This window comes from Sphingomonas sp. SORGH_AS_0879 (assembly GCF_030819175.1).
Lineage (GTDB): Bacteria > Pseudomonadota > Alphaproteobacteria > Sphingomonadales > Sphingomonadaceae > Sphingomonas.
In genome coordinates, this window is sequence record NZ_JAUTBJ010000002.1 from 405727 (window position 1) to 429963 (window position 24237).

At 66.5% G+C, this 24237-nt stretch carries 26 protein-coding genes and 1 pseudogene; 14 read left to right on the top strand and 13 right to left on the bottom strand.

The genetic code is table 11. The features are described 5' to 3' along the window. Nucleotides 1-175: 175 nt before the first annotated feature. Entirely contained in the window at nucleotides 176-1012 is an 837-nt protein-coding gene (locus QE379_RS02475) for a flagellin (protein WP_306997508.1), read from the top strand. 128 nt (nucleotides 1013-1140) lie between these two features. Here QE379_RS02475 and QE379_RS02480 read toward each other — a convergent pair whose 3' ends face one another. The 9 genes and pseudogenes from QE379_RS02480 to QE379_RS02520 all read right to left on the bottom strand — a co-directional run bounded on the left by QE379_RS02480 (nucleotide 1141) and on the right by QE379_RS02520 (nucleotide 8906). Next, nucleotides 1141-2370, bottom strand: coding sequence for an ABC transporter permease (locus QE379_RS02480; RefSeq protein ID WP_306997510.1), 1230 nt, complete (start codon nucleotides 2368-2370; stop codon nucleotides 1141-1143). A gap of 135 nt (nucleotides 2371-2505) precedes the next feature. Continuing rightward, nucleotides 2506-3315 (bottom strand): sigma-70 family RNA polymerase sigma factor, encoded by an 810-nt coding sequence (locus tag QE379_RS02485; RefSeq protein ID WP_306997512.1) that lies wholly within the window; start codon nucleotides 3313-3315, stop codon nucleotides 2506-2508. Next, nucleotides 3312-5390, bottom strand: coding sequence for a flagellar biosynthesis protein FlhA (flhA, locus tag QE379_RS02490; protein ID WP_306997513.1), 2079 nt, complete (start codon nucleotides 5388-5390; stop codon nucleotides 3312-3314). Before flhA ends, QE379_RS02485 begins: the two co-directional genes overlap by 4 nt. Before the next feature lie 3 nt (nucleotides 5391-5393). Then, on the bottom strand, nucleotides 5394-6251 hold the full coding sequence (locus QE379_RS02495) for a lytic transglycosylase domain-containing protein (RefSeq protein WP_306997515.1): 858 nt from the start codon (nucleotides 6249-6251) through the stop codon (nucleotides 5394-5396). 234 nt (nucleotides 6252-6485) lie between these two features. Continuing rightward, a complete protein-coding gene (locus tag QE379_RS02500) occupies nucleotides 6486-6797 on the bottom strand; it encodes a flagellar protein FlgN (RefSeq protein WP_230483398.1) in 312 nt (103 codons plus the stop codon). After that, complete coding sequence (gene flgM, locus QE379_RS02505) at nucleotides 6784-7083, bottom strand: flagellar biosynthesis anti-sigma factor FlgM (protein WP_306997517.1); 300 nt, start codon at nucleotides 7081-7083, stop codon at nucleotides 6784-6786. Before flgM ends, QE379_RS02500 begins: the two co-directional genes overlap by 14 nt. A 247-nt stretch (nucleotides 7084-7330) precedes the next feature. Continuing rightward, a pseudogene (locus QE379_RS02510) lies at nucleotides 7331-7678 on the bottom strand (hypothetical protein); the annotation flags it as partial. Beyond that, the gene (locus tag QE379_RS02515; protein ID WP_306997520.1) at nucleotides 7675-8220 is read right to left on the bottom strand and encodes a hypothetical protein; all 546 of its coding nucleotides are present in this window, start codon (nucleotides 8218-8220) and stop codon (nucleotides 7675-7677) included. The gene QE379_RS02515 and the pseudogene QE379_RS02510, both read right to left, overlap by 4 nt. Continuing rightward, complete coding sequence (locus tag QE379_RS02520; protein WP_306997522.1) at nucleotides 8217-8906, bottom strand: motility protein A; 690 nt, start codon at nucleotides 8904-8906, stop codon at nucleotides 8217-8219. Before QE379_RS02520 ends, QE379_RS02515 begins: the two co-directional genes overlap by 4 nt. A 247-nt stretch (nucleotides 8907-9153) precedes the next feature. Between QE379_RS02520 and flgB the strand changes: the two genes are divergently transcribed. The 13 genes from flgB to QE379_RS02585 all read left to right on the top strand — a co-directional run bounded on the left by flgB (nucleotide 9154) and on the right by QE379_RS02585 (nucleotide 19800). Beyond that, on the top strand, nucleotides 9154-9504 hold the full coding sequence (gene flgB / locus QE379_RS02525; protein ID WP_267434303.1) for a flagellar basal body rod protein FlgB: 351 nt from the start codon (nucleotides 9154-9156) through the stop codon (nucleotides 9502-9504). A gap of 3 nt (nucleotides 9505-9507) precedes the next feature. Further along, nucleotides 9508-9918, top strand: a complete 411-nt coding sequence (flgC, locus tag QE379_RS02530) for a flagellar basal body rod protein FlgC (protein ID WP_306997524.1) — start codon at nucleotides 9508-9510, stop codon at nucleotides 9916-9918. A 2-nt stretch (nucleotides 9919-9920) separates the two neighbouring features. Continuing rightward, complete coding sequence (locus QE379_RS02535) at nucleotides 9921-10622, top strand: flagellar hook assembly protein FlgD (RefSeq protein ID WP_306997526.1); 702 nt, start codon at nucleotides 9921-9923, stop codon at nucleotides 10620-10622. A 28-nt stretch (nucleotides 10623-10650) separates the two neighbouring features. Beyond that, nucleotides 10651-11937, top strand: coding sequence for a flagellar hook protein FlgE (locus QE379_RS02540; RefSeq protein ID WP_306997528.1), 1287 nt, complete (start codon nucleotides 10651-10653; stop codon nucleotides 11935-11937). Nucleotides 11938-11966: 29 nt separating this feature from the next. Further along, nucleotides 11967-12722, top strand: coding sequence for a flagellar basal body rod protein FlgF (locus QE379_RS02545; RefSeq protein ID WP_306997530.1), 756 nt, complete (start codon nucleotides 11967-11969; stop codon nucleotides 12720-12722). Between the two features lie 13 nt (nucleotides 12723-12735). Then, nucleotides 12736-13524, top strand: coding sequence for a flagellar basal-body rod protein FlgG (gene flgG, locus QE379_RS02550; RefSeq protein ID WP_306997532.1), 789 nt, complete (start codon nucleotides 12736-12738; stop codon nucleotides 13522-13524). A 23-nt stretch (nucleotides 13525-13547) separates the two neighbouring features. Then, nucleotides 13548-14252, top strand: a complete 705-nt coding sequence (locus QE379_RS02555) for a flagellar basal body L-ring protein FlgH (protein ID WP_373461839.1) — start codon at nucleotides 13548-13550, stop codon at nucleotides 14250-14252. An 11-nt stretch (nucleotides 14253-14263) separates the two neighbouring features. After that, nucleotides 14264-15358, top strand: a complete 1095-nt coding sequence (locus QE379_RS02560; RefSeq protein WP_306997534.1) for a flagellar basal body P-ring protein FlgI — start codon at nucleotides 14264-14266, stop codon at nucleotides 15356-15358. Beyond that, nucleotides 15355-15675, top strand: a complete 321-nt coding sequence (locus QE379_RS02565) for a rod-binding protein (protein WP_306997536.1) — start codon at nucleotides 15355-15357, stop codon at nucleotides 15673-15675. The genes QE379_RS02560 and QE379_RS02565 overlap by 4 nt, the downstream gene beginning before the upstream one ends. A gap of 15 nt (nucleotides 15676-15690) precedes the next feature. Further along, nucleotides 15691-17034 (top strand): flagellar hook-associated protein FlgK, encoded by a 1344-nt coding sequence (flgK, locus tag QE379_RS02570; RefSeq protein ID WP_306997538.1) that lies wholly within the window; start codon nucleotides 15691-15693, stop codon nucleotides 17032-17034. Beyond that, nucleotides 17034-17930, top strand: a complete 897-nt coding sequence (gene flgL / locus QE379_RS02575) for a flagellar hook-associated protein FlgL (protein ID WP_306997541.1) — start codon at nucleotides 17034-17036, stop codon at nucleotides 17928-17930. The genes flgK and flgL overlap by 1 nt, the downstream gene beginning before the upstream one ends. A 112-nt stretch (nucleotides 17931-18042) precedes the next feature. Next, nucleotides 18043-18906, top strand: a complete 864-nt coding sequence (motA, locus tag QE379_RS02580; protein ID WP_306997543.1) for a flagellar motor stator protein MotA — start codon at nucleotides 18043-18045, stop codon at nucleotides 18904-18906. 3 nt (nucleotides 18907-18909) lie between these two features. Continuing rightward, the gene (locus tag QE379_RS02585; protein ID WP_306997546.1) at nucleotides 18910-19800 is read left to right on the top strand and encodes a flagellar motor protein MotB; all 891 of its coding nucleotides are present in this window, start codon (nucleotides 18910-18912) and stop codon (nucleotides 19798-19800) included. Between the two features lie 17 nt (nucleotides 19801-19817). Here QE379_RS02585 and QE379_RS02590 read toward each other — a convergent pair whose 3' ends face one another. From QE379_RS02590 to rpoN, 4 genes are all read right to left on the bottom strand, one after another. After that, nucleotides 19818-20837 carry a hypothetical protein gene (locus QE379_RS02590; RefSeq protein ID WP_306997548.1) on the bottom strand — a complete coding sequence of 340 codons (1020 nt, stop codon included), beginning with the start codon at nucleotides 20835-20837 and terminating at the stop codon, nucleotides 19818-19820. A gap of 246 nt (nucleotides 20838-21083) precedes the next feature. Further along, nucleotides 21084-21569: a MucR family transcriptional regulator gene (locus QE379_RS02595; protein WP_306997550.1), complete on the bottom strand. Its 486-nt coding sequence runs from the start codon at nucleotides 21567-21569 to the stop codon at nucleotides 21084-21086. 757 nt (nucleotides 21570-22326) lie between these two features. Beyond that, nucleotides 22327-22671: a hypothetical protein gene (locus QE379_RS02600; RefSeq protein ID WP_306997552.1), complete on the bottom strand. Its 345-nt coding sequence runs from the start codon at nucleotides 22669-22671 to the stop codon at nucleotides 22327-22329. A gap of 72 nt (nucleotides 22672-22743) precedes the next feature. Beyond that, nucleotides 22744-24228 carry an RNA polymerase factor sigma-54 gene (gene rpoN, locus QE379_RS02605; RefSeq protein ID WP_306997554.1) on the bottom strand — a complete coding sequence of 495 codons (1485 nt, stop codon included), beginning with the start codon at nucleotides 24226-24228 and terminating at the stop codon, nucleotides 22744-22746. Nucleotides 24229-24237 lie beyond the last annotated feature (9 nt).

Genomic DNA, 24237 nt, shown 5'->3' on the forward strand with positions numbered 1-24237 from the left:
GAATAGAAAAAGCGTGCCCCCCCGCTATTTCAAAGAGATAGCGGGGGGCGCCCCGATAAAAACGTCGCCCGCTGCACTTTTTTCCTAAAGTGCGGCGACAGGCGGCCGTTTTTCGTGGTGGCAGCTCGACCTTCGCCTTGGGGGCGGCGGAGAGCTCCGGCTTTGGAGAACGACCATGACGGTTATCGCCACCAACATCTCGTCGCTACGCGCATCCAGCGCGTCGACCAGCGCCCAGGACGCGCTGGGTGTCGCCATGCAGCGCCTGTCGACCGGCAAGCGCATCAATTCGGCCAAGGACGACGCGGCGGGTCTCGCCATCGCGGCTTCGATGACCTCGCAGGTCCGCGGCATGAACCAGGGTATCCGCAACGCCAATGACGGCATCTCGATGGCGCAGACCGCCGAGGGCGCGCTGGACGAGGTCGCCAACATGCTCCAGCGTATGCGCGAACTGGCGGTGCAGAAGGCCAACGGCACCTATTCGACCAGCGACCAGTCGAACCTGACCGCCGAACAGGACGCGCTGAGCGCCCAGATTTCCACGATCCTGACCAACACCTCGTTCAATGGCCAGAAGCTGTTCGACGGTACGGCGGGCACGACCGGCACCGTCAAGATCCAGGCCGGGTCGGGCACCAATGACGGCATCAACATGGTCTTCGGCAATCTGAAGGCCGAGACGGCGCTGACCGACCTGATCAATTTCACCGCGACGCCGCCGGTCATGAAGTCGACCGCGACGCTCGACCAGTTCGATGTGGGCATCGGCAAGGTCGCGAACATCCGCGCCGGCCTGGGTGCGGTGCAGAACCGGCTCCAGTCGGCGGTCAACAACCTGACCTCGAACATGACCAACCTGTCCGAAGCGCGTAGCCGGATCGAGGACACCGATTATTCGGTGGAAACGACCGCACTCGCCAAGGCGCAGATTCTGTCTCAGGCCTCGACCGCGATGTTGAGCCAGGCGAACCAGTCGCAGCAGGGCGTGCTCAAGCTGCTCGGTCAGTAACACCGGATCCTGAGCGCCCCGGCACCGCGCCCCCACTCGGGTGCCGGGGCCGACCGACCGCCCATGTGCGCGGTACGGTTCGCAGGAAAAACCCCGGCGGCCTTCGGGTCGCCGGGGTTTACGCGTTTCTATTCACCGCGAAGCACCAGCGCGGGCGACACGCGCGCCGCCTGCCAGGCGGGATAGAGGCTGGCCAGCACCGCGCCCGCCAGCACGCAGACGCCGATGATCGTCACCTCATGCGGCGAAATTCCGATGGGCAGCGACAGGAAGACGTCCAGATCGCGCTCGCGCGTCGGGGCCAGCCACAGGACGAACGCCGCGATCCGATCGCGCTGGGTCAACAAGCCGCTCGCCAGCGTGAGGCCCGCCACCGCGCCGACCCCGGCGATCACGCTGCCCACCGTGGTGAACACCCGCGCGATGCCGCGCGCGGACATGCCCATGCTGCGCAACACCGCAATCTCGCGCCGCTTGGAGCGGGCGAGCAGGGTCATCGAGGACAGGATATTGAACAGCGCGATCACCGTCACCAGTCCGACCGCGATGGTCATGCCGATCTTCTCGGTCGCCAGCGCGGCGAGCAGCGCGCGATTGGACTGGGTCCAGCTCGCGATGCGATAGCCGGGGCCGAGGCGGCGGCGGATTTCACCGGTCACCATCGCTTCGTCGGCGGGTTTCGTCAGCGTCACCGCGACCCGGCGCGTCACCGCCGCCCTGTCGTCCAGGATCGGCAGGCCCGCCACCGGGCCGATGACGACGGGCGACTGTCCGCCATCGGCTTCGTCGTCATGATAAAGCCCGGCGACCCGCGCATCGAACAGCTTCAGCGACACCGCCCCGTCGGAACCGACCTCGACCCGGCCCAGCGCGACCGGCATCCCCGGCAACAGCCCCAGTTGCAGCGCGGCATTCTCGCCGACCGCGATGCTGTCGGGCGAATCGGGGCGGCGGCCCATGGCCATGCGCGACAAACCGGGATGGCGCGCCAGCCCGTCGGGATAGAGTCCCTGCAAGCGGATCGGGCCCATCCGCCCGTCGATGCTGAGCGCGGCGGTGATTTCGCGCAACGGTTTGGCGCGCGCGACACCGGGCAGCCGGGCGATCGCCGCGGCGACCTGCGCCTCGTCCATCAATCGGTGGGCGGCGGCGGTGATGCTGAGATGTCCGTCGACCGGCGCGACGCTGCTGGCCAGCTTGGCGGTCGCGCCGTTCATCACGGCCAGGACCAGCACGAGCGAGGCGACGCCGATCGCCACCCCGACACAGCCGATCGCACCGACCAGCAGGACCAGCCGTCCCCCCGCACCGGGCCACAGATAGCGCGCGATCAGGTGACGTTCGTGACGGGCCAACATGCTCTTCCCCCGGATGCGGGGGAGAGGCTTAGGCGCAAGGGCCGGTCAAATGAACATGATTCCCCCCCGGCCGGGGAATCGTCGCGGAACCTTCCGGACCAGCCCGGCGAACGCCGGGGCGGGCGACCGGTGGAGTTACGCCTGTCCGGCCAGCGCCTTTTTCAGCTTGGCATGGGCGGCGCTCTTGATCTGGCAGACGCGGGCGGCGCCGACATTCAGCACTTGGCCGATTTCCTCCAGATTGAGTTCCTCGACATAATAAAGCTGGATCACCATCGCCTCGCGCTTGGGCAAGGCCGAGATGGCGGCGATCAGGGCGTCGCGCAGGTCGCTTTCGGCGAGTTGCTCGAAGGCGTCGGGGGTGTCGTCGGCGAACCAGGGCAGATCGTCCGAATAGACATCGTCGATCGAATCCATCCGCACCGCCTCCGCCGTCTTGTATTCGGCGCGCAGCTTTTCGACCGTCACGCCCAGCTTTTGCGCCACCGCCTCGTCGGTCGGGGCCTGGCCGTTGGGCTGGGTCAGCGCGGCGATGGCGCGGCTATAGTCGCGGCGACGGCGCATCGCACCGCGCGTCGTCGTCGCCTGACGCCGCAGTTCGTCGATCATCGCGCCGCGCAGCCGCGCCTTGAGATAATGGCCGAACTCGACCCCGCGCTCCTCAAAGGAGGAGGCGGCCTCGACCAGTGCGACCAGGCCGACCTGGACCAGATCCTCGATCTCGACCAGGTTCGACATCGACCCGTGGACGTGCCACGCGATCCGCCGGACCAGCGGCAGATGCTGGCGGATCAGCGCGCTGCTGTCCCCCGTGGCCCCGCGCGGGGCGGGGCGATAGGTGAGCGGCTGGTCCGCGATCGTCGGATTGACCAGCGCGGGGTCGAAGTTCGCCGGGTTGACCGGCTGGGCATTCATGAACGTGCCGCTGAAAGGGTGCGAGGTCATGCAGCAATCGCCTGTTGCTGGGAGTGATGGGGGGCGCCGATGACGGCGACGACTTCGACCGGCTTGTCTTCCGGCACTTCGAAGAAGGAGAGGACGGGCACGTCGGGCAGGCAGGTGCGGAGCAGCTTGCGCATCGCCAGACGGACACCGGGCTGGACGACGAGGGCAAAGGGCTTGGCCTCGGCGATCAGGGGCTCCGCCGCCTGGGTCAGCGCGGTGGTGATGCGCTGGCCCAGATCGGGCTCGATGACATGGCGGCGCGACACGTCGGCGCGCATCGCCTGGCCCAGCAGCCCTTCGAGTTGACCGTCCAGCGTCATGACGCGAAGCGGTTCGCGCACGCCGCACAGCTTCTGGACGATCAGCGCGCCCAGGCTGGGGCGGATCGTCTCGATGATCTCTTCGGCATCGGTCGTCCGCTGTGCCGCGACCGCGACGGCGCTGGCGATGCGGCGGAATTCCTTCAAGCTGATATTCTCGGCGAGCAGGCCCTTCAGAACCTGGGTCAGCGTGGTGAGCGGCAGCGGCGAGGGGCAGAGCGAGGCGGCGAGTTGCGCCGCGCGTTCCTTCAGCCCGTCGAGCAGCGCCTGCACCTCGTCGGGGCCGAGCAGTTCGGACGCGTTGGACCCCAGGATATGGTTCAGGTGCGTCGCCATGACGGTGCCCGGATCGACGACCAGATAGCCCATGCCGGTCGCGGCATCGGCGTCGCCCTTCAGGATCCAGGTCGCGGGCAGCCCGAAGGTCGGGTCCTTGACCGGCTTGCCGTTCAGCGTGCCGAACGCCTGGCCGGTGTCGAGCGCGAGCATCTCGTCGGGCGAGACCTGATCCTCGGCCGCGATCACGCCGTTGATGAGGATGCGATAGCTATAGGGCGCCAGGCTGATATCGTCGCGGACCCGCGCCTGCGGCACGACGAAGCCCAGATCCTTGGACAATTGGCGGCGGACGCCGGTGATGCGCGCCATCAGGGGCGCACCGCGACGCTCATCGACCAGCGGCACCAGGCCGTAACCGATGTCGATATGCACCTGCATCCCGTCGGTCACGTCTTCCCAGGCGATGCGCGAGGGGTCGACCGGCTCGGCCACGGGGGCGGCGGCGATGACCGGGCGCTTCTCGATCTGGCGCAGCTTCCAAGCGGTGAACCCGGCGATGGCGGCGGCGGGCAGCAGGATCAGGTGCGGCATGCCGGGCAGCACGCCCAGCAGGCCCAGGATGACCGCGACCGGCAGCCAGGTCTTGGACGCGCCGAACTGCGACCCGATCTGGCCCGCCAGGTCCTTGTCGGACGAGACGCGGGTGACGATCGCGGCGGCGGCGATCGACAGCATCAGCGACGGCAACTGCGCGACCAGCGCGTCGCCGATGGCGAGCAGGATATAGGTCTTGGCGGCGTCGGCGACGCCCATGCCATGGCTGACCGGGCCCAGGATCAGGCCGCCGATGATGTTGGCCGCCAGGATTAGCATCGCGGCGACCGCGTCGCCCTTCACGAACTTGGACGAGCCGTCCATCGAGCCGTAGAAATCGGCCTCGGTCGACACTTCGACGCGGCGCGCCTTGGCCTGGTCCGGGGTGATGAGGCCAGCGTTCAGGTCGGCGTCGATCGCCATCTGCTTGCCGGGCAGGGCGTCCAGGGTGAAGCGCGCGGACACTTCCGACACGCGCCCCGCGCCCTTGGTCACGACGATCAGGTTGATGATCATCAGGATCGCGAAGACGAAGAGACCCACGACATAATCGCCGCCGATCAGGAAGGTGCCGAATGCCTCGATCACATGGCCCGCCGCGCTCTCGCCCTCATGGCCATGGACCAGCACGATGCGGGTGGACGCGACGTTGAGCCCCAGGCGGAACAGGGTGGCGAAGAGGAGGACGGTCGGAAAGGCCGAGAAGTCGAGCGGCTTTTCGGCGTTCAGCGCGACCATCAGCACGGCCAGGCTGATCGCGATATTGGCGACGAAGAAGATGTCGAGCAAAGCCGGCGGGATCGGCACGACCATCACGAGCACCAGCAGCAGGATCGCGGCGGGCAGGGCCATGGTGCGGCCGTTGGAGAGGAACTTGCCCATCGCTTAGCCCCCCATGCTCGCAAGCATCATATAGGCGAGGCGCGCATGATCCGGCTTGGGCCGCAGCACGCTGTCGCCGGTCGCGGCCCCCCCGCGCATCCCCAACTGGTTCATCGTGCTGGTCGCCCAGGCGATGGCGTCGGCGGCGCTTTCGTTGTTGCCGGTGACCACCGTGGCATCGCCGTTCATCCCCTGGAGCGCGAGCGCCTGTGCGGCGAACTGAAGGTTGGCGGAGCGGGTCGCGTCGCTGTCGGCGCTGCTGCCCGCCAGCTTGTTCGCGAACCGGTCATAGATGTCTGACAACGAGCGCGGCTGGCCGTTCGACGCATAGAAGACCGAACGATTGGCCCGCGCGGCGGCGGGGAACAGCGATGCGCCGCTGGCCTGCGGGTTGCTGGCCATGGTGCCCAGAAACTTGGTCGCGCCGCCCAGGCCCAGGAAATGCGCCATGTAGAGGTCGGTGCCGTTCGCCTCGCGGCCCAGCGTCGATTCCAGCGCGGCCTTGTTGTCCGAGGCGTGCTCGGCGGCCATCAGCGAGGCGGCGGTCGGATCGTTGCGCAGGCCCATGATCGCCGAGCGCGCATTGCCGGTCACATAATAGCGCCCGCCCGACTGGCCGATCGAATCCGCCGCCCAGCCCAGTCCATGTTCGGCGCCATGCTTCTTCAGAACGGCGAGCCAGCTCTGCTCGACGAACTGATAGAGACCCGAGGCCGAGGAGGTGCCCGCCCGCGCATTGGCGTTCAGCCCGGATTCCAGCTTCGCCTGGCCGAGCAGATAGCCGAAATCGACTCCCGTGCGGCTGGACGCCAGCGCGATGGCCGATTGGATTCTGGCGTGGGAAACGGGTTGGACGGTCATGCTATGTGGTTAAAGCCCTGGTTTGGACTTCGATTAGCAAGGGGCGTGCCAATCCCGTTCGTCGCCACGGGTCGAACCGTTCAAAAGCGATGGAGGCAATAAAAAAAGCCCGGAAGAACCGGGCTTTGCTTCGCATTTCTGGTGCCGTGACCGCGTGCGGGGCGGTGGTGGGTCGGGTCGCGGCAGAGGTCGGTGCGGCAAAGCGGCAAGCGCTTGCCGCCGGCAAGACGGCAATCAGGCGAAGGCGCGCATCATCGGGCGATAGCCTGCCCCGGCGTCGCCGGTCAGGGTCTGCAACCGGCGGCGGACATTGGCGGCCATCAGGTTGACATAGATGCGGCACGTCTCGTTCAGGCGATTGGCCTCGTCGGCCAGTTCGCGCAGCTCGGGTCCGGCGGGGCCGGTGCCCAGCGCGGCGACCTCTTCGATCGCGGCCAGCTTTTCGGTGGTCGCGCGTTCCAGGCCCGCGACGTCGTTGACCTTCAGGGCCGCGATCTCGCGATGCAGGGCCTCGATGACCCGGATCAGGGCGTCACGCCGCGTCATTGTTGTTCCAGCTCAGCTTCAGGGCGATCATCTGGTCGGCGATGGTCGCCGGCAGGATCGGAAAATTGCCGTCCGCGATCGCCTTCTTGATCTGGGCGATGCGCTCCTGATTGATCGGAGGCTGCGAGGCCATCGAAGCGGACAGGCCGCTCAGCGCGCTCGTGTCGCCGGTCGCGCGCTTCGCCGGGGCAGGCCCTGCCTCGGGAGTCGCCGCCACGCGGGCCGCCGCGATCCGCGCGACCCTCGTGTCTCCGGCATTCAGCCTTGAAGTCGTTATGTCCACCATGCCCGCACCTATCGGTTTCGCTGACATCCATGGAAACGGCAGGTCGGTGCATTCTTTTAGTCGGAATTTCGGTCCCGACCCCGCAGGAAACCGTCAATCGACCCAGCCGGGCAGGGTGGCACGACCGCTGGACAGGGCAACTGCTTGAATTGGTTGGCGAGCCGCGTCGATCTTCACCGGAAAAATGCGCGCCCGGGGCGGCATCGGCCATCGCGATTCCGTCGCGGGTGATCGAAAATCCGTCCGATCCCGCCTCGACCGTCACCGGATCGCCACGTCGGATCACCGGTTCCTGGCGGACCGGGACGGCGGGAATCGCGGCCACGGCGGCGGTCACCGGGCGGGGGGCGGCCAGCACCGGCACGAAGATGCGCCATTGCGGACTGGAACAGGCGATGACCACGGCGTCATGCGCCTCGGTCCGCCAGGACAGCGCGACGGTCGGGCATTGGGCGAGCTTCAGCCGCGCATCGACGGGCGAACGCGCGCCGCCCTCCACCCCGACCGGGCGGCCGGTGAAGGCGGTGACCGCCGCATCCAGCGCGGCGACATCCTGAAAACCGGCGGCGCCGGCCAGCAACAGGGACAGGATCATGGAGACTTCCTTCGGGGTTCACCGGAAAAGACGAGGCTGACCACCGCACGCCGCTGGCCGGGGGCCGTGGCGGTCGACAGGGTCAGGCGATCGGCGGCGGTCGGGCCGATCAGCGCGGCGGCGGCGCGCGCGCGATCGGCGGCCAGCACCACCGGGCTATGGGTCACGGGATCGACATCGGCGGCACTGCCGTCGGTCGCGGCCTGGATCGACAGGCGCACGCGCGGATCGGCCAGCGCCGCCTTCGCCCAGCGCGCCAGATCGGGATCGGGGTCGATCGGCTGGGCCGAACCGGGGGCGAAGCGGAGCGCGGCGGCGGCGACCGGCATGATCGGCGATGGCGCCGAGGTGGGAGCGGCACGGGCAAGCGGCGTGGCCGCCCCGAACTCCGCGCGCAGGGAATCGATCAGTGCGGGACGCCGCTCGGCGCCCATCGCCTGCGCCAGCACCAGGAAGCCGACCAGCAGCAGCGCCAGATCGGCCAGGGTAATGAGCCAGAGCGGGCGCGACGCCGGGGGGGCGGGGAAGTCGAACTCGGTCATGCGACGGTGGCCAGGGGGCGACGCGGCGGCGTCGGCGGGCGGACGGCGGCGACCGGGGCCTCGCGCGCGGCGAGCGCGGCGATGGGCAGCTCGATCCGGGCACGCTCGAACGCTTCGATCCGGGCGGCGCGGCGCAGGCGGGCGGCGATGGGCTGGGCGACCAGATTGGCGAACAGCGCGCCATACAGGGTGGCGAGCAGCGCGATCGCCATCGCGCCGCCGATCCGCTGCGGATCGTTCATCGTCGCGAACATCGCCGCCAGTCCGATCAGCGTGCCGACCATGCCCATGGCGGGGGCCGCTTCCGCCGCGCCCGCCCAGATATCGACGACCGCCAGATGCCGTTCGACCCGCGCCATGCGGGCCTGACGGGTGCGGGTGAGGACGGCCTCGGGCCGCTCGCCATCGACGATCGCGCCGATCGCTTCGGCCAGGTCGGGATCGGTGATGACCGAACGGTCGAGTGTGACCACGCCGTGGCGCTGCGCGATCCGGGCCAGATGGGTGATCTGCTCCAGCAGCGGCTCTGCGGAATAGGGCGCGCGGACCAGCACGCCCAGCGCGCGCACGCCGCGCCGGGCATCCCGCCACGGCGTGCGGAGCAGGGTCGCGACCAGCGTCCCGCCCAGCACGATGGCGAGTGCGGCGGGGTCGAGGAACTGGGAAAGGGGCGGCAATCCGTTCATGCGCCCGTACTCTGCAAGCACCGGGCCAGTTTCAGTGCTTCTCCGGATGAAGGGCAGGGCGAACGGTCCCTTTGCCGCCCGTTGCCGCCACCCGGCAAGGCGGCGGCAATGGCGACGGCAAGGCGTTGCCGGATGCCGGCTTGCCGGTCCTTGCCGCCAAGGCCCTTTCCTTCGTGGCAGGCGAATTGGCACGGAGGTTGCGTATTCCCGCTGGCGTGACGTTTCGCGCCGGAAAGGAGGATCGACGATGGCCAATGAAACACTGTTCGGCGTGCATGGAGCAGCGCTGGAGGTACGGGCACAGCGCATGGGTGTGCTGGCGTCCAACATCGCCAATGCCTCCACCCCCGGCTTCAAGGCGCGCGACATCGATTTCAAGGCCGCGCTCGCCGCGGTCGAGGGCGAGCAGGATCAGGGTCGCGGCATCGGCGCGGCGATGAAATATCGCGTGCCGATCCAGACCTCGCTCGACGGCAATACGGTGGAGCTGAACCAGGAGCAGACCGCCTTTGCCGAGAATGCCGTCCAGTATCAGACGACCCTGTCGTTCCTGAACGGGCGCATCGCCACCATCACCCGCGCGCTGAAGGGCGAATAATCCATGGCGGACGCACCCCTTTCCATCTTCCAGGTCGCCGGTCGCGCCATGTCGGCGCAACTGGTGCGGATGAACACCACCGCGTCGAACCTGGCCAATGCCGGGGACGTCACCGGTTCGCCCGATACCGCGTACCGCACGATGAAGCCGGTGTTCCGCACCAGCTTCGACGCCGCGACCGGCCTGTCCACCGTCGATGTCGAGAAGATCGTGACGGCGGGCGAGAACCCGACCGTGCGCCACGATCCGAACAACCCCTTGGCCGACAAGGACGGCAATATCTACGAAGCCGCCGTCGACGAGACCCGCGAGCTGGTCGACATGATGGAGACGGCGCGCACCTATCAGAACAATGTGGAGGTGATGCAGACGGCCAAGTCGCTGATCCTCGACACCCTCAAGCTGGGCCGCTGATCATGACGATCTCCACCACCATGGACTCCACGCTCGACGCGCTGGGCGTGCGCCGCTCCGGGGCCGCCAGCGGTGCGTCGTCCTCCACGACCGCCGCCAAGAAGTCCGACACGCTCGACCAGTCCTCCTTCCTGAAGCTGCTGACCGCGCAGTTGAAGAACCAGGACCCCTTCTCGCCGATGGACAACACCCAGATGGTGGCCCAGATGGCGCAATTCTCCAGCGTGGCGGGCATCTCCGAGATGAACACCACCCTGTCCGCGATCGCGACCAAGCTGAACGGCACGACCAAGGCCGATGCGATGAGCTATGTCGGCAAGACCGTGCTGACGCCGGGATCGGTCGCCTATGGCCGGACCAGCGGTGGCCTCGCCGGGGCGGTCGAACTGGACCAGGCCGCCGCGAACGTGTCGGTCACGATCTCGGACGCGCAGGGCAACCCGCTCAAGACGCTGTCGCTGGGCGCGCAGAAGGCGGGCACCGCCAGCTTCGACTGGAACGGCAAGACCGATACCGGCGGGGATGCGGGCAGCGGCCCCTTCACCGTCACGCTGAACGCCAATGACGGCGTCGCCGCGGTGTCGGGCCGCCCGCTGGTCTGGGCGCCCGTCCAGTCGGTGTCGATGCCCGCCAGCGGCGATCCCGTCCTGACCGTCGCCGGCCTCGGCCAGATCAACCTCGCCGCCGTCCGCTCGGTCGGCTGACCCCCATCCCCACCAAGGTACTCCGCCCATGTCCTTCTATACCTCGCTCAGCGGTCTTCAGGCTTCGCAGACCGACCTGTCCGTGATCTCGCACAACATCGCCAATGTCGGGACCAACGGCTTCAAGAAGAGCCATGCCCAGTTCGCCGACGTGATGGCGTCGAACTTCGCGACCGATCCGACCAAGCAGGTCGGCTCCGGCACGGTGGTCAAGTCGAACCGGCAGGAGTTCAAGGAAGGCAATTACAACAGCTCGTCCAACGCGCTCGACCTCGCCATCTCGGGCGACGGCTTCTTCGCGGTGCAGACGCCGGGCAAGGGGCCGCTGCAATATACCCGCAACGGCGCGTTCCAGGTCGATCAGCAGAATTACGTCACCGACGCCAATGGCGGTCGCCTCCAGGTGCTGCCGGTCGATAGCGACGGCAACGTCACCGCGACGGGGGTCGATGGCCTGACCGCGCTTCGGCTTCCCGCGACCAGCGGCCTGCCGCTTCCGACCAAGAAGGTGACGATGGACCTGAACCTGTCGGGATCGGCGGTCGCGCCGACCGTGGCGTTCAACCGGTCGAACATGGGCACCTACAACAACACCACCCAGACCAAGATCTACGACTCGGCGGGCAACGCCATGACGCTGACCAACTATTATGTCCGCAAGCCGCTGCCCCTCGACGCCAACGGCAAGGAGATCCAGCCCGCGGACGGCAGCAGCAGCTGGCAGGTGTACAGCTTCGTCGACGATCAGCAGTTGAAGGTCGGGGGTTCGACCGATCCCGTCGAGATGACCTTCGACAAGAACGGCAACATGACCGCGCCGGCCAAGGCGATCGCTTTCGACCCCTTCACTTCGCACAGCTCGACCACGGCGCAGCCGCTGTCGATCGACTATGCCGGTTCGTCCCAGGCGGGTTCGGTCTTCTCCGTCGCCTCGCGTTCGCAGGACGGCAAGGCGATCGGTATCCTGTCGGGCGTGTCGGTCGGCGACGATGGCCTGGTCACCGCTTCCTTCTCCAATGGCGAGACGGCCAAGCTGGGCAAGGTCGCGCTGGCCGACTTCGTCAACATGCCGGGCCTGCGCCAGGCGGGCGACAGCTATTGGCAGGCGACCGGTCTGTCGGGCAATCCGGTCATCGGTTCGGCGGGCGAAGGCACGTACGGCGCGATCAAGTCGAGCACGCTGGAAGGCTCCAACGTCGACATCACCGAGGAACTGGTCAACCTGATCGCGGCGCAGCGCAATTTCCAGGCGAATGCCAAGGCGCTCGATACGTCCAGCCAGATCTCGCAGACCATCTTCAACATCCGCAGCTAAGCGCGGCACGGGGGTAACGGGGAACAGCGATGGACAAGCTGGTCTATACGGCGGCGACGGGCCTGCGCGCGCACATGGCGGCGCAGACGGCGATCGCCAACAACATGGCCAACGCCTCGACGATCGGCTTCCGCTCGGACCGGGTGGTGTTCGACCGCATCGACCTGAAGGGCGGCGGCGCGGCGTTCGAGGCGCGGATGCCCACCGCCGAGGAAGTGACCGACGCCGACCGCGCGCCGGGCACGGTCCAGCAGACCGGCCATCCGCTGGACGTCGCCATCGCCACCGGCACCGCCTGGCTGGCGGTGCAGGCCCCCGACGGGTCCGAGGCCTATACCCGGCGCGGCGACCTGGAGGTGACCGCCAGCGGCGTGCTCCAGACCGGCGACGGCTATCCGGTGATCGGCCAGAACGGCCCGATGACGGTGCCGCCCTACAATTCGCTGACCGTCGCCCCCGACGGCACCGTGTCGATCGTGCCGCTGGGCGCGGGGCCGGATACCCAGCCGCAGGTGATCGACCGGCTGAAGCTGGCCGACACGCGCGGCTCGACCACGGTCAAGGGGCTGGACAATCTGTTGCGGGTGAAGGGCGGCGGCGCCTTGCCGCAGGACATGGACGCGACGGTCCAGTCCGGCGCGCTGGAAGGCTCCAACGTCAACATGACCCAGACGCTGGTCGACATGATCGAGAACCAGCGCAGTTACGAGGTGCAGGCCAACCTCATGAAAGAGGCCAAGTCGATGGACGAGAACAGCGCATCGCTGATGCGGCTGCCGAGCTGAGGATTAGAAGGACATGTCTTCCGCCGCCATGCACGTCGCGCGCACCGGGCTCGATGCCCAGGATATGCGTATGCGGGTCATCTCGAACAACCTGGCCAACGTCAACACGACCGCGTTCAAGCGCGACCGCGCCGCGTTCGAGACGCTGGCCTATCAGGTCGTCACCGCGCCGGGCGCGGCCAGTTCGACCGAGAGCAAATATGCGACCGGCCTGAACCTGGGCACCGGCGTCCGCATCCAGGGGACCGCGCGCATCGCGACGCAAGGGCCGATGCAGACCACCAACAACAGCCTCGACATGGCGCTCGACGGCGAGGGTTATTTCCAGGTGCAGATGCCGGGGGGCACGCTGGGCTATACTCGCGCGGGCAATTTCTCGCGCTCGGCCGAAGGGCTGCTGGTCACCTCCGAGGGGTATCAGGTGATGCCGGGGATCACGATCCCCGAAGGCACCACCAATGTCACGATCGGCACCGACGGCACGGTTTCCGCGACGCTGCCGAACCAGACCGCGCCTGCCGAGATCGGGCAGATCCAGATCGCGAACTTCCCCAACCCGGCGGGCCTCCAGTCCAAGGGCGACAATTACCTGACCGAGACCCCTGCTTCGGGGGTGGCGAACATGGGTGTCGCCGGGCTCGAGGGGCGCGGCCAGATTCGCCAGGGGATGCTGGAAGGCTCGAACGTCAATGTCGTCGAGGAACTGGTCGACATGATCGAGACCCAGCGCGCCTATGAGGTCAACTCGAAGATGATCAAGTCGACCGACGAGATGCTTCAATACGCGAACCAGAATCTGTGATGATGCGCCTTCCCGCCTTCCGCATGGCCTATGGCGTCGAGCTGGCGCTGACCGCCGCCGCCGGTGTGCTGGTCGCCGCCGCGCTGGCGCCCGCGCCCGCCCATGCCAGCCTGTTCGGCAAGAAGAAGCCGGTCGAGGATTTCACCACCACGCGCCCGATGGCGGTTCCGGCGCAGCCGGTCGCCGCGCCCACCGGCTCGATCTTCCAGGCGTCGGACGGCTATGCCGCGCTGTACGAGGGCTGGCGTGCGCGCCGGGTCGGCGATCCGCTGACCATCGTCCTCGTCGAGCGGACCGCCGCGTCCAAGTCGGCAGGGTCGAAGCTGGGCTCCAAGGGGGATTTCGGCCTGACCCCGCCCACCACGGGGCCGCTGGGATCGCTGCTCAAACCGAGCGATGTGGGGATGAGCGGCAGCCGCAACTTCACCGGTTCGGGCGCCGCCGACCAGTCCAACTCGCTGTCGGGTGAGATCAGCGTGACCGTGGCGCAGGTCTTCCCCAACGGCACCATGCTGGTCCAGGGGCAGAAGCGCGTGACGCTCAATCGGGGTGACGAGTTCATCCAGATCAAGGGGCTGGTCCGCAGCGCCGATATCGGCATCGACAACCGCGTCCCCTCGACCCGCGTCGCCGATGCGCAGATCGCCTATACCGGCAAGGGCGACGTCGCCCGCGCCAGCCGCCAGGGCTGGCTCAGCCGCTTCTTCCAGGCCGTCAGTCCGTTCTGAGGCATTTGACCATGATCCGCTTCCTCCTCGCGCTTCTCGCCGCCCTTTCGATCGCGGCCCCGGCTTCCGCCGACCGGATCAAGGATCTGGGCGGGTTCCAGGGCATCCGCACCAACCAGTTGACCGGATACGGCATCGTCGTGGGTCTGCCGGGGACGGGCGACGACAATCTGGAATATACCGTCCAGTCGCTGAAGGCCGTCGTCTCGCGCTTCGGGCTGCAATTGCCGCCCAATGCCAATCCGGGCATGAAGAATGCCGCGGTGGTGATGGTTACCGCCGAACTGCCGCCCTTCGCCAAGCCGGGGCAGAAGCTGGACATCACCGTCTCCTCGATGGGCAAGGCCAAGTCGCTTCGCGGCGGCAGCCTGATCCTCACGCCCCTCCAGGGTGCCGATGGCCAGATTTATGCGATGGCGCAGGGCAACCTCGCGGTCGGCGGGCTGGGCGCGGAGGGCGCGGACGGGTCGAAGATCGTGGTCAACGTCCCCTCGACCGGCCGCATTCCCGAAGGGGCGACCGTCGAGCGCGCCGTCGCCACCGGGTTCGACACCGCGCCCTCGCTGACCTTCAACCTGGCGCGCGCCGACTTCACCACGGCGCAGAATGTCGCGCAGGCGATCAACGGACGGCTCGGCATGGGCACTGCGCAGGCGATCGACGCCGTGTCGGTCGCGGTCCGCGCACCGATGGGGGCCGATGTCCGCGCCACGCTGATGTCGGAGATCGAGAATCTCAACGTCGCCTCCGCCGAACCCTCGGCCAAGGTGATCGTCAACGCGCGCACCGGCACCGTCGTCATCAATTCGGCGGTCCGCGTCGGCCCCGCCGCCGTCACGCACGGCAAGCTGACCGTCAAGATCGACGAGAATCAGCGCGTCAGCCAGCCCGGCCCCTTGAGCGGCGGCCAGACCGCGATCACCCAGAAATCGGGTGTCTCGGTCGAGGAGGAGCGTCGTCCGATGTTCCTGCTGAACCCCGGTCCCAAGCTGGCCGATGTGGTGAAGGCGGTGAACGCGATCGGCGCGGCCCCGTCCGATCTGGTCGCCATCCTCGAAGCCCTCAAGGAAGCCGGTGCCCTCAAGGCGGAGTTGATCGTCCTGTGACCCAAAGCATTTCAGCGACTTCCTCGACCTCGCCCATCACCGGATCGGTTTCCACCGATACCAAGCGGCTGTCGAACGGCGCCAATCTGGACAAGGCGGGCACCCAGTTCGAGGCGATTTTTAACGGCATGATGCTGAAGGCGATGCGCCAGACCAAGCTGGGCGACACGTTGTTCGAGTCCAAGGCGCTCGACACGTTTCGCGATATGCAGGACCAGCAGGTGGCGCAGACCATGGCCGAACATGCTCCGATGGGAATCGGCAAGGCGGTCACGACGTTTCTCGCCCAGTCGAAACCCGATCTTAACCACGGGTAACGTAGGCCGAGTCGTATGAGCGACTTGCTCTCCATCGGCGCTTCGGGCGTGCGGGCGTATCAGACCGCGTTGACGGCGGTTGGCGAGAATATCGCCAACACCGGCACGGACGGCTATTCGCGTCGCTCGGTCGGCCTGCGCGAGGTCACGACCTCGGGCGGGGTGACCAGCAGCAGGCTGTCCGCCGGGGCGGGCGTGACCGTCACCGGGATCGTCCGCGCGACCGACACCTATGCCTCGGCGGCGGTGCGGTCGGCGACGGCGGATTTGAAGCGGACCGAAACGGGCGAAGTCTGGCTCAACCGTATCCAGGACGTGATGACCGGTGACGAGGTGTCGAACCGGTTGACCGGATTCTTCACCGCCTCTCGCGCGCTGGCGGCGGACCCGACCTCGACCGCGCTGCGCACCACGATGCTCGAAGCGGCCAATTCGGCGGCTTTCGCCTTTACCGCGACCGACAAGGCGTTCGATGCGATGGAGGCCGATTTCGACGGCCAGGCCCGCGCCGCCGCGCAAGGCCTGTCCTCGCTCGCGCTGTCGCTGAGCAAGGTCAATGACGGCCTGACCCGGACCGAGGCGGGCACCTCCGCCTCGGCGCAGCTGGCCGATCAGCGCGACCAGATCCTGTCGCAAATGAGCGAGCTGTCCGACATCAACGTGACGACCGACGAACTGGGTCGCGCGACGGTGCGGATCGGCGATCGCGCCGGACCGATCCTCGCCTCGCCCGATACGCTGGGCGCGGTCAGCTATGCCCGCAAGACCGGCGGCGGCGTCGGCTTCACCGTCGTGTCGCAGGGCAAGGCGACCGACGTCGTCCCCTCCGGCGGGTCGATCGGCGGGATGCTCGACGGGGCGGAGCGGATCGCGGCGATGCGCGACAGCTTCAATGCGGTCGCCAAGGACTTCACCGACACGGTCAACACGATCCAGGGCCAGGGGCAGGACGCCAATGGCGCGACCGGCACCGCGCTGTTCGCCCTGACGGCGGGCACCGCGTCGATGACCGTCGCGCTGACCGACGCATCGAAGATCGCGGCGGCGGCGAACGGACAGGGGCCGCGCAACACCGACAATCTGTCGGCGCTGGAATCGGCGCGCAACAGCGGCCGGTTCGAGGCCCGCATCACCCAGGTCATCACCGAAAACGCCTCCGCCCTGAAGCAGCGGCAGACCATCGCCGATGCGCAGACCGCGATCCGCGACGGGGCCAATGCCGCGCTGACCGGATCGACCGGTGTCACGCTCGACAATGAGGCGGTGTCGCTGATGCGTTTCCAACAGGCCTATTCCGCGTCCAGCCGCGTCATCCAGATCGCGCGCGAGACCTTCCAATCCATTCTCGAGATTCGGTGATGGCGATGCAGATTTCGACCTCCACCCTGTATGACAGCGCGACGCGGCGCATGACGGCCTTGCAGAGCAAGGCCAACGACCTGATGACGCAGAACGCGACGGGCAAGAAACTGCTCAAGCCGTCCGATGATGCCGCCGCCTCGGCGCAGGTCGCGCAGCTCAATCGCGCCGATGCGGACGCCGCCGTCTACAAGAGCAATTTGTCGCTCGCCAAGTCGGTGCTCCAGCAGGTCGACACCACCCTGGGTTCGATCGGCACCCAGTTGCAGTCCGCCGTCGAACTGGCGACCAAGGCCGCCAACGGCACGCTCAACGATTACGACCGTTCGGTAATCGGCGACCAGCTGAGCGCGATCCGCGACCAGCTCGTATCGCTGGGCAATACCCGCGACGTGCGCGGCCAGCCGCTGTTCGGCACGGTCGACGGCACCGACGCGGTGCGGAACGTCAACGGCAGCTACAGCTATACCGAGCCCAAGACCTCCGCCGTACCGATCGACCGCGACCAGACCGTGGAGATCACGGTCGGGGCGGAACGCGTGTTCAAGTCGGGCAGCAACGACACCTTCGCGATCCTGAACAACCTGATCACCGCGTTGAAGACGCCGGGCGGATCGAGCGCCGACATCCGCAATTCGATCGACCAGCTCAACGCCGCCAACGACAATGTCGGCGCGGTCCAGGCCTCGATCGGTGCGCGCGAGACGCGGGTCGGGCTGCAACAGGCGATGCTGGATACCGCCAGCACCGATCGTGCCGCGCTGCGATCCAATGTCGAGGACGCCGACATCACGAGCAACATCGCGCAGCTGCAACAGACGATGACCGTGCTTCAGGCGACCCAGGCCAGCTTCACCAAGCTGTCGGGCCTGTCGCTGTTCGACTATCTGAAATAATCGCGCTGGCCGTCCCATCCTTTCCGGCGCGGTAACCCTATGGTGACCAAATCCGGTTAATCCAGACACCTGACGGCCTTCGCGTCGGCCCCTGCTGGAGAATCGGTTCACCATGTTTCCTGCCATCGGCCTTGTCATACTGCTCGGCATGGTCTTCGGCGGCTTCGCCATTACTGGCGGCGCGCTGGGGCCCGTGTTCGAGGCGATTCCCCATGAGATGCTTATCATCGGCGGCGCCGCCGTCGGCGCGCTCGTCATCGGCAACTCCGGTGCCGAACTCAAGGCGCTGGGCGGCGCGATGGGCAAGATCTTCAAGGGGCCCAAATACAAGAAGCAGGATTATCTCGACGTCATCTTCCTCGTCTCGAAACTGATGAAGATGCTGCGCACCGAAGGACCGATCGCGCTGGAACCGCATGTCGAGGACCCCAAGTCCTCCTCGGTCTTCGCCGAATATCCGCGCCTGGTCGCCGACCATACGCTGGTCAACCTGATCGCCGACACGCTGCGGCTGGTCGTGGTATCCAGCGGCACGCTCGACGTGCATGCGGTCGAGGAGGTGATGGATAATGCCATCAAGACCCATCATCACGAGGTGGAGGGGCCGCAGGGCACGCTCCAGAGCCTGGCCGACTCTCTGCCCGCGCTGGGTATCGTCGCCGCCGTGCTCGGCATCGTGAAGACCATGGGTTCGATCGACAAGCCGCCGAGCGTGCTGGGCGGGATGATCGGATCGGCGCTGGTCGGCACCTTCATGGGCGTGTTGCTCGCCTACGGCATCGTCAATCCGTTCGCGGGCCGGTTGAAGCAGGTGATCGACGCGGATGCGGCCATCTATCACGTGGTCAAGCAGATCATCATCGCCTCGCTCCATGGCCATCCCCAGCCGCTGGTCATCGAAGCGGCGCGTTCGGGCATCAAGCACAAGGATCAGCCCGGCTTCGCCGAAGTCTTCGACGGCCTGCGGGGCCGCTAAACCATGGCGCGCGCACCCCATGGCAAGAACGAGCCGCCCAAGATCGTCATCGTCAAGAAGATCATCGCCGATGGTCATGGCGGGCATCATGGCGGCGCGTGGAAGGTCGCCTATGCCGACTTCGTGACCGCGATGATGGCCTTCTTCCTGCTGCTCTGGCTGCTGGGTGCGACGACCGAAAAGCAGCGCAAGGGCATTGCCGATTATTTCGCGCCGACCCTGCTCGACACCCGGTCGCAGGGGATCGGCGGCGGTGCGCTGAACGGTGGGCCGGGGGCTGGCGAGCGGCAGAGCGGCAGCAACGGCATCGTCCAGCTTATCGTGCCCAAGGTTTCGGGGGAGGGCGGCGAGAAGGCCGGGACCGGCGACAAGGGGTCGCTGCGCAATCCCAATGCCATGGCACAGGATCGCAAGAGCTTCGCCGAACTGCAAAAGGCGATCCAGCAGAAGATGGAGACGACGGCGGGCCTCAAGAAGCTGGCGCGGCAGGTCCGCTTCATCCCGACCCAGGACGGGCTGCGCATCGATCTGGTCGACAATGCCGATTACTCGATGTTCGCCAGCGGCACGACGCAACTGGAGCCCGAGGCCTCGGCGCTGATCGGCACCATCGCGCGGTCGATCTCCGGCCTGCCCAATACGATCATGATCCGCGGGCACACCGATGCCGTGCCCTATGGCGATCCGCGCGCGATGAACAACTGGATGCTGTCCTCCAGCCGCGCCGAGACCACCCGCCGCCGTCTGGCCGCCGGGGGTATCCCCGAGTCGCGGTTCGAGCGGATCGAGGGCGTCGCCGATCGCGAGCCGATGATCTCGGACAACCCCGCCGACCCGCGCAACCGCCGCGTGGCGATCACCCTGCTCTATCGCAAGGGCGGTTTCGGGCGGTAAGAGGGTGTTACCGGCGGTCAGTAGATCCAGTGGCCCACATAATCGCCGGTGACCGTCACGCCATCGGCCACGCTGGTCGCCTGGAACACGAAGGCTGCCTCGCGGCCCTCCGGTCCATAGAGCCGCCCGCGCATCCTGCCCCTGTAATCGGTCTTGTCGGTGACGTCGGCGGTGAAGATACCCGTCGTCCGGTCGAGCTTGCCGACCATCGTGAACGAGCGCGGGGTCGGGCCACCGCGAAAGCCGTTGAAGTTGACGGTCGCCTGCACCGTGTCATCGAACTCGATCACCTGAAAGAGCCCGAAATTGGATCTATGGGCGATCGTACTGCCCCCTTCCGGGGTAAAGCCGGGGTTGGGAGCGCTGGGATACCAGATGGTGCCGACCCCCTCATAGCTGGGGTTCAGGGCGAGGGTCGCCGCCCGCATCGCGCGTGCCTTGCGGTCGAACAGATCCTCGCTGTTCGATGTCGCCCCGAAAAAGGCGGAGGAATATTGCATGACACGCACGGACCTGCCGTCGACGCTGCTCTGGCCCACCATACGCTCCCAGGCGACCCGCGTGACATATTTCTGCTGCATCGACGGGGGCAGGCCGACCAGGATGCGGTCGGCGGTCGGATCGGACTTGCCGTAGATCCGGTATCCGTCGACATCCTTCCGGTCGGCTGCGGTGAAGAGGGGACTGCTGACCCGGCCATAGTCGACGCGCACGGTGTCCGCATCGCCCGAATGATTCCAGGTCGTGCGCAGATCGGTCGGAAACAATTGGGCGTCGAGATAGAGGTTGGAAACCACTATCGTTGCGGAGGGCTGGCCCGCCACGTCTTGGGTGATCAGGCCCCGGCGAACGTCGAGGCCAACATCCGAGAAGGCGGTATAGCTGCGCGTCAGATCGTTATAGCTGGGATAATTCGTACTGGCCGAGGGGCCGGACGTCGGGGTGGGGGCCGGAAGTACGATCGGGGCGGAGCCGCCGCCGCCATCGCCGCAAGCCGCCAGAGCCGATGCCGCCGCCCATCCGAAAAACCGTTTCATGCCCGCTTGTCCCCCGTATTCCCGAGCGGCCGGGACGATCGCGACACCGGAATCGATTACCGTGGGAATGTCCCCGGTTAGTCAAGCGCGGGCCTACACTCAACATCCCCAAACAAGGGATGCGGCGGCACCCATGCCATGTTTTTATAAACGCAAAGAAAAAAGGCCCCGCCGATCCTCGTCACCTTGGGAGAAGGGCGACGAGTCTCGACGGGGCCTTTTCGCGATCGGGTGATCGCCGCGCGCTTATTCGGCGTCGGCGGCGCCTTCGCCCTTGCGCGGCTTGCGCGCGGCACCGGCGGTGCGCGGACCCGGCTTGCGGCCCAGGCCGATCTTCTTGGCCATCGCGCGACGGCTTTCCGAATAGCTTTCGGCGACCATCGGGTAATCCGGCTTCAGGCCATAGCGTTCGCGATATTCTTCCGGCGTCAGACCATGAGTCGCCAGATGACGGCGCAGGGTCTTGTAGGGCTTGCCGTCGATCATCGAGACGATGTGATCTTTCGAAGCCAGCGACTTGCGAACCGAAACCGCGGGAACATATTCCGTCGGCGCTTCGATATCGGTCGTCTGCGGCGTGCTGCCCAGAAGCGAAGACACGGTTTCGTGCATCTTGTTCAGGAACGCCGGAACCTCTTCGGAAGACGTGCGGGTGTTGGGATTACCCAACCATGCGATCGTCAACTCGGTCGCCAGTTCTACGGCATTCACATCGATAGGGTCGTCGGCCATGATACGCTCCTGTTATTTTCAGCTTGACCTAACCGTCAAATACGAGACGTCAACCGCCCGATTGAGCCGATCGTCCAAAATTTATCCAAAACGACAGTAAATTCTCTTTTTGAAACTCATTTCATGAAGATTTCGGGCAGTGGACAACTTGGAATAAAACCAAATCGGTCAGAACGATACAGGCGGAAGTGTGTGGTCTGGCCCTACAGAAATCTTAGTCCATGTTAGTATTGTATGAAAGTTAATTCATTTGTGAGCATTTTGATGCGGAGCGGCCGATACAAAGCACGCGTATCACGGCGCGAATGCAAAAAACGCAACGAAAATTGATGAGCTTGCATTTGTGTTAATCGTCGGCATCGGCCAAAGAGGATGGGCCTTTCAGGCATCCTCTCCTAAAAACTTTCACGGCTGGTCCTCGGACCAGCCTTTTTTTTGCTATGCATCCGGTGCGACTGGGCCTAGGCTGCCGTCATCGCCGCGCTTCAATATAAAGATAAGCAGGAGTGGAAGCCGCCGGAAAGACCGGCATCGCGCGTCGGTGCCGGGGGTTGAGCGATCGGTTCGCTCCCCCCGTTGACCGTCATGGCCGATCGGCTTCTATTCGATGATCGGAAATAGTCAGTCGTGCGCGATGGCCGGGTTCTTTGCTATCGACCTTTGCATCGGCTGATACGGCATCTGTAAGATACGATGGGCACCGGATCGAAGTGCAAGAATGCGCTTCGATCCAAAGCCTTGCTCAGAAGACAAATGCTTACGCCTTGTCCTCCGGCGTCTTGCGGCGGATGAACTGGTCGAGTGCGGACAGGGCGAGACCCGCGAACGCGCCGATATCCGGCGTCGATGGCGCGGGATCGCGGGGAAGGCCGTCCTGCGGATCGGGCCGTGGTGCTTCCTCCGGTGTCAAGCGTGTCGTCTCGCGTGCCAGCGCAGCGGCCGCGACCACCAAGCCAGACGCGATGAGTTGCCGCCCCATCGGGCTACGCGCCTGATCGAGCAGAAGCTGGCCCACACGGTGCAGGGACGATGTCGCCTGAGGGGCCGCCTGTTCCGCCTGTGCAGCCTTTTTCTGTTTTTTCTTCTGCTTCTTCTTGCCCATCGACCGGCACCTCCGATAACGGTGTATCCATAATATAATACACCATGGCGACGTAACAAGATAAGCGCGTGGTCAGCCGCCCAAGGCGCGGGCGCGGCGGCGCTGGACCGAACTGCCGATGCCCAGCGACTCGCGATATTTGGCGACCGTGCGCCTGGCGATGTCGAAGCCCTTGGCTTGGAGAAGCTCGACCAGCGTGTCGTCGGACAGGATCTTCGCACCCTCGCCCGCGATCAGCGTCCGGATCGCGCTCTTCACCGCCTCCGCCGACACCGCATCGCCGCCGTCCGCCGCCGCGATGCCACTGGTGAAGAAATATTTCAGTTCGTACAGCCCGCGCGCGCAACTGAGATATTTGTTGCTGGTCACGCGGCTTACCGTGGATTCGTGCATCCCGATCGCCTCGGCCACGCGCGCCAGGGTCAGGGGTTTGAGATGCGCGACGCCGTGGAGGAAGAACGCCTCCTGCTGCTTCACGATCTCGGTCGCGACGCGGATGATCGTCCGCTGCCTCTGGTCGAGCGCCTTCATCAGCCAGTTGGCGCTGGCCAGACAATCGGCCAGCCACGCCTTCGACCTCTTGTCCTGCGGACCGTGGCGCAGTTCCTGATAATAACGCCGGTTGACCAGCACGCGGGGCAGGGTGGCGGTGTTGAGTTCGATCCCCCAGCCGGACTTGATCCGCGTGACGAACAGGTCGGGCACCACCGCCTGGCTCGGCTCCCCGCCATAGCGACAGCCCGGCTTGGGATCATAGCCGCGAAGCTCGCGGATCATGTCCGCCATGTCCTCGTCATCGACGCCGCAGATGCGCTTCAGCCGGATCAGGTCTCCCCGCGCCAGCAGGTCAAGATTGGCGATCAGCCGCGCCATGCAGGGGTCGTAGCGATCGACCTCCCTGGCCTGGAGCGCCAGGCATTCGGCCAGATCGCGCGCGCCGACGCCGGTGGGGTCCAGGCTCTGCACGACGGTCAACACCCGTTCGACGCGGGGCAGCGGCACGCCTAGCCGCTCGGCGATTTCGCTCAGCGGCACGGTCAGATAGCCCGCCTCGTCCAACTGGTCGATGATGTGTGCGGCGATGGTCAGCTCGACCCCCGACAGGATCAGCGCGACCTGTGCCTCCAGATGCTCGGTCAGGCTGGGCGCGTCGTCGGGCAGCGCGTCCCAGTCGGGCCCGTCCTCGCCGCCCAGTCCGCCGCCGCCCGATCCGCCGTTCAGCGACAGCCCGCCATCCGGGCCGGTGCCGCCATCGGTCACGCTGTCCTGCTGATGGCTTTCGGTCGCATAGTCGAGGTCGAGGCCGCGATCCTCGGCGGGCGCGGTGCCGGTGACCAGTTCGTCGGCGCCGGCCGGAGCCTCCCGTTCGGGACGCTCGGGGGTTGCCACCTCGCGGACGGCGGTCGCGTCGAGCAGGGGGTTCTTCTCCACCTCCTCGGCGATGAACGCCTCGATCTCCAGATTGGACAGGGTCAGCAGCTTGATCGCCTGCTGCAACTGCGGCGTCATCACCAGCGACTGGGACTGGCGAATGTCGAGACGCGGGGACAGGCTCATGCCGCCGCG

What these genes read in the sequence shown, in the direction of transcription:
- QE379_RS02475 (WP_306997508.1), top strand. Translation starts at nt 176, where the DNA reads ATGACGGTTATCGCCACCAACATCTCGTCGCTACGCGCATCCAGCGCG.
- flgK (WP_306997538.1), top strand. Translation starts at nt 15,691, where the DNA reads ATGAGCGACTTGCTCTCCATCGGCGCTTCGGGCGTGCGGGCGTATCAG.
- QE379_RS02480 (WP_306997510.1), bottom strand. Translation starts at nt 2,370, where the DNA reads ATGTTGGCCCGTCACGAACGTCACCTGATCGCGCGCTATCTGTGGCCC.
- QE379_RS02535 (WP_306997526.1), top strand. Translation starts at nt 9,921, where the DNA reads ATGACGATCTCCACCACCATGGACTCCACGCTCGACGCGCTGGGCGTG.
- QE379_RS02560 (WP_306997534.1), top strand. Translation starts at nt 14,264, where the DNA reads ATGATCCGCTTCCTCCTCGCGCTTCTCGCCGCCCTTTCGATCGCGGCC.
- rpoN (WP_306997554.1), bottom strand. Translation starts at nt 24,228, where the DNA reads ATGAGCCTGTCCCCGCGTCTCGACATTCGCCAGTCCCAGTCGCTGGTG.
- QE379_RS02495 (WP_306997515.1), bottom strand. Translation starts at nt 6,251, where the DNA reads ATGACCGTCCAACCCGTTTCCCACGCCAGAATCCAATCGGCCATCGCG.
- QE379_RS02545 (WP_306997530.1), top strand. Translation starts at nt 11,967, where the DNA reads ATGGACAAGCTGGTCTATACGGCGGCGACGGGCCTGCGCGCGCACATG.
- flgL (WP_306997541.1), top strand. Translation starts at nt 17,034, where the DNA reads ATGGCGATGCAGATTTCGACCTCCACCCTGTATGACAGCGCGACGCGG.
- QE379_RS02540 (WP_306997528.1), top strand. Translation starts at nt 10,651, where the DNA reads ATGTCCTTCTATACCTCGCTCAGCGGTCTTCAGGCTTCGCAGACCGAC.
- QE379_RS02515 (WP_306997520.1), bottom strand. Translation starts at nt 8,220, where the DNA reads ATGACCGAGTTCGACTTCCCCGCCCCCCCGGCGTCGCGCCCGCTCTGG.
- flgM (WP_306997517.1), bottom strand. Translation starts at nt 7,083, where the DNA reads ATGGTGGACATAACGACTTCAAGGCTGAATGCCGGAGACACGAGGGTC.
- flhA (WP_306997513.1), bottom strand. Translation starts at nt 5,390, where the DNA reads ATGGGCAAGTTCCTCTCCAACGGCCGCACCATGGCCCTGCCCGCCGCG.
- motA (WP_306997543.1), top strand. Translation starts at nt 18,043, where the DNA reads ATGTTTCCTGCCATCGGCCTTGTCATACTGCTCGGCATGGTCTTCGGC.
- QE379_RS02585 (WP_306997546.1), top strand. Translation starts at nt 18,910, where the DNA reads ATGGCGCGCGCACCCCATGGCAAGAACGAGCCGCCCAAGATCGTCATC.
- QE379_RS02600 (WP_306997552.1), bottom strand. Translation starts at nt 22,671, where the DNA reads ATGGGCAAGAAGAAGCAGAAGAAAAAACAGAAAAAGGCTGCACAGGCG.
- QE379_RS02590 (WP_306997548.1), bottom strand. Translation starts at nt 20,837, where the DNA reads ATGAAACGGTTTTTCGGATGGGCGGCGGCATCGGCTCTGGCGGCTTGC.
- QE379_RS02555 (WP_373461839.1), top strand. Translation starts at nt 13,548, where the DNA reads ATGGCCTATGGCGTCGAGCTGGCGCTGACCGCCGCCGCCGGTGTGCTG.
- flgG (WP_306997532.1), top strand. Translation starts at nt 12,736, where the DNA reads ATGTCTTCCGCCGCCATGCACGTCGCGCGCACCGGGCTCGATGCCCAG.
- flgC (WP_306997524.1), top strand. Translation starts at nt 9,508, where the DNA reads ATGGCGGACGCACCCCTTTCCATCTTCCAGGTCGCCGGTCGCGCCATG.
- flgB (WP_267434303.1), top strand. Translation starts at nt 9,154, where the DNA reads ATGGCCAATGAAACACTGTTCGGCGTGCATGGAGCAGCGCTGGAGGTA.
- QE379_RS02500 (WP_230483398.1), bottom strand. Translation starts at nt 6,797, where the DNA reads ATGACGCGGCGTGACGCCCTGATCCGGGTCATCGAGGCCCTGCATCGC.
- QE379_RS02595 (WP_306997550.1), bottom strand. Translation starts at nt 21,569, where the DNA reads ATGGCCGACGACCCTATCGATGTGAATGCCGTAGAACTGGCGACCGAG.
- QE379_RS02520 (WP_306997522.1), bottom strand. Translation starts at nt 8,906, where the DNA reads ATGAACGGATTGCCGCCCCTTTCCCAGTTCCTCGACCCCGCCGCACTC.
- QE379_RS02485 (WP_306997512.1), bottom strand. Translation starts at nt 3,315, where the DNA reads ATGACCTCGCACCCTTTCAGCGGCACGTTCATGAATGCCCAGCCGGTC.